Origin of the sequence: Buttiauxella gaviniae ATCC 51604 (assembly GCF_001654835.1) — a bacterium.
GTDB classification, from domain to species: domain Bacteria; phylum Pseudomonadota; class Gammaproteobacteria; order Enterobacterales; family Enterobacteriaceae; genus Buttiauxella; species Buttiauxella gaviniae.
Map to the genome: position 1 here is coordinate 1 of NZ_LXEP01000070.1, position 2778 is coordinate 2778.

Annotated in this window: 1 protein-coding gene; it reads right to left on the minus strand. The window is 51.4% G+C overall.

Features of this window, described 5'->3' with window-relative positions; all coding sequences use genetic code 11:
- Positions 1-228: 228 nt before the first annotated feature.
- Positions 229-2778 (minus strand): autotransporter family protein (locus tag M977_RS23660; RefSeq protein ID WP_157092141.1); only part of this gene is annotated, 2550 nt, incomplete at its 5' end.

Genomic DNA, 2778 nt, shown 5'->3' on the forward strand with positions numbered 1-2778 from the left:
CACTGTTGCTTTGCTTAATTTCTGCCACCACTCAGGTATCGAGGCTTGTCAGGGATGGTTGTGGGAGGGAGTGACCTTCCCGTGTATTCATACCCTGACCCGATTACCCGCATACCATTAAGGCATGAATGGCCAACCGTATTGTAATACACCAGCTTCATTCATACAGTAAGAAGCCCCATTACAAAAAATGGGGCTTCAGTTTAATGAAAAAACATGCCGTCAACGTTAAAAATTCATCCTGAATCCTACAGTAGCACTTCCGGCATAATTATTTTCAGGCGACCCTTTAAGGGCCGTTTTGCCACTGACTTCTCCGTATAAGCGATATTTACCATCAGCTAACTGCACTTCACCACCCATGCCAACATTTCCCCATTCCGCCTGGTCTTGTCGGGAAACGTTAATACCTGACACGTTTACAGAGCTTGCAGATGAGAAGGTTTTTTCTATATCCATGATCCCGTACACCCTGATACCCGAATGTCCTTTACCATCCTGCCAGTTATGCTGATATTCCGGGGCCACCCCGACTCGCCATACCAGACTTCCGTTTCCGTTGTCATGAACTGCTGTACCGTAAGGGTCAGTAAAATCATTAAATTTAACGCTGGAATAGACCAGTTGAGTTTGCGGCGTCAGACTCCAGTTATCAGAAAGCGCAAAATGTTTACCCACTTCCGTACTCAGGGCATAGCCATGAGCATGGTTGTTGTCGGTCATCGATTTATTCAGGGTGTCCGAATTCAGGGACGACTGATACCAGCTAAGTTGTGCCTGGTTATCCGAATACCAGCCATTGTTTCCATACCAGGTCAGCGTTAAACCGGGACCATAACCCGTCGTATCAATGCTTCCTTTACCAAACAGCGAGTTGACGTCTGCGTTCACTTTACCGTAGCGGGCGTTAATACCACCAACAAGTGCACCATACTCATTTTGTTTCAATAGCTTATCTTCACCCAGTTGCCACATTATCGTGTCACTGCGCAGCGTGCTGTCTGTAGCAGATGATTGTGCCGTATTTTTGGCCTTCTCACCCACTATGCGCCCCCAACTTCCAAGCTGAACATTGTTTCCTGCCGAATCGTCATCTGACCAGCTTCTTCCCCCTATACGTTGCTTAAACGTGCTTAGCGTATTGAGCTTCGATAATACCGTCGAATACGATTCATACAGCGGGACACCCGGTTGCCAGACGGGCTGTGTCACCTGTGGTGCTGACGAACTGCCACCCGTTATTGGCGGCGTTGTTGAACTGCCATCCGTTAATGGCGGTGGCGGTGGCGGTGGCGGTGGCGGCGAATCATCTTGCGACACCGGGGTTGTCAGCTGTGAGCGAAGATACCAACTACCATCACGTGGCGAAGTCACACCATTTTTATAAAGCTGGTATGAATATGCCCCGGCCACAATGGCTTGTTTACCCTGGAACAGGTAATCACTCTTCAATGTGAAGTTGCTGTTTGAGGCTCCGCCTACGGACACGACTTTTATGCCATCCACCGTCGATGCCCCTAAGCCACCACGATTCGTGACAGCCAATTCTGTAGTACCCGATGAAGCACCGCTAATGGTCAGCCGGTCGCTGAGCGAGTCATCGCCTGCCAGTACCGAGTTCATGACCAGCCGCCCACCCGTTCCCTGATAATCACCGTTAACAACCAGCTGAGTGCCGGGTATTGAGCCGAAATCAATGGTGCCATTATTGGTCAGTGAACCCGTCTGCTGGTTATTATTCGCCAGATTTAACGTCGCGTTACTGTCAATTTGAACCGGAGATGCAGCATTAAGCACACCGCTATTCAGAGTACTCAAGGTCCCCTGAGCAATATGTGTCGCTCCGGCGTAAGTGCTGGCTTGTGTGAGTTGCAGCTCACCCGTGCCCTGTTTAGTCAGACCACCGGTACCGGAAACACCGGTGAGCAAGGTCACGGCTTTATCCGTGGCAACATCAACTGTTCCTCCCACATCGCCGGTTGTTATCGCGCGTGTTGTGGCGAGATTATCAGTGATTCGCAATGTCCCATCATTGAGGGTGACACCTCCGGCGATATCGCCAAGATTTGCATCATCAGCGATGGACACGACCCCGCCGTTGATTACGGTCCCCCCGGTATAGGTATTCCCCCCTGACAGGACCAGGGTACCCAGATCCGTTTTAACCAGACGGGAACGCCCCGTCAGCTCGCTGTCAATCGTCGCGGTGTACGCCGCGCCTGATGCAGTGCCATCACCGACACGAATAATAGACTGATCGGGTGTAGTCGCACTGCCCGCAAGGACAATCGGCTGACCCTGAATGAGATAACCATCGCTGGCAAACTGCATACCCGCAACGGTCACGTCACCCAGCGAATTATCCACGGTCACGGTGCCGGGTGTGGCTTCAAATATCGCAAATGCACGGTCCGTAAATGGCGCATTGATAAGACCATTCGGGTCTGTCCAGTTTTCATTGCCCTGGGTGGCCTGCCAGGTTCCGTTTCCACCATTGACCACACTGTCATACTTCGGTCCGGCATCACCGTCCCAGACATTAAGGGTCAGCCCGGCACTGTTAAGCAAATTCACCTGGTTGGCAACACTGGTCTGGAGGCTATAATCAGAGGAAGGTATGGTACCGAACGCCAGTCCATTGTTTGTCATGGTTCCGGTGTAGTTGATAAGGCGATACACACCAGGGTCGAAAACACCACCTTGTGAAGTGACGACGTTCAGCGTCCCGCCAAGCGTCAAATCGCCGTTAACCTGAGTGAGGTCATTAAGTGGCCCACC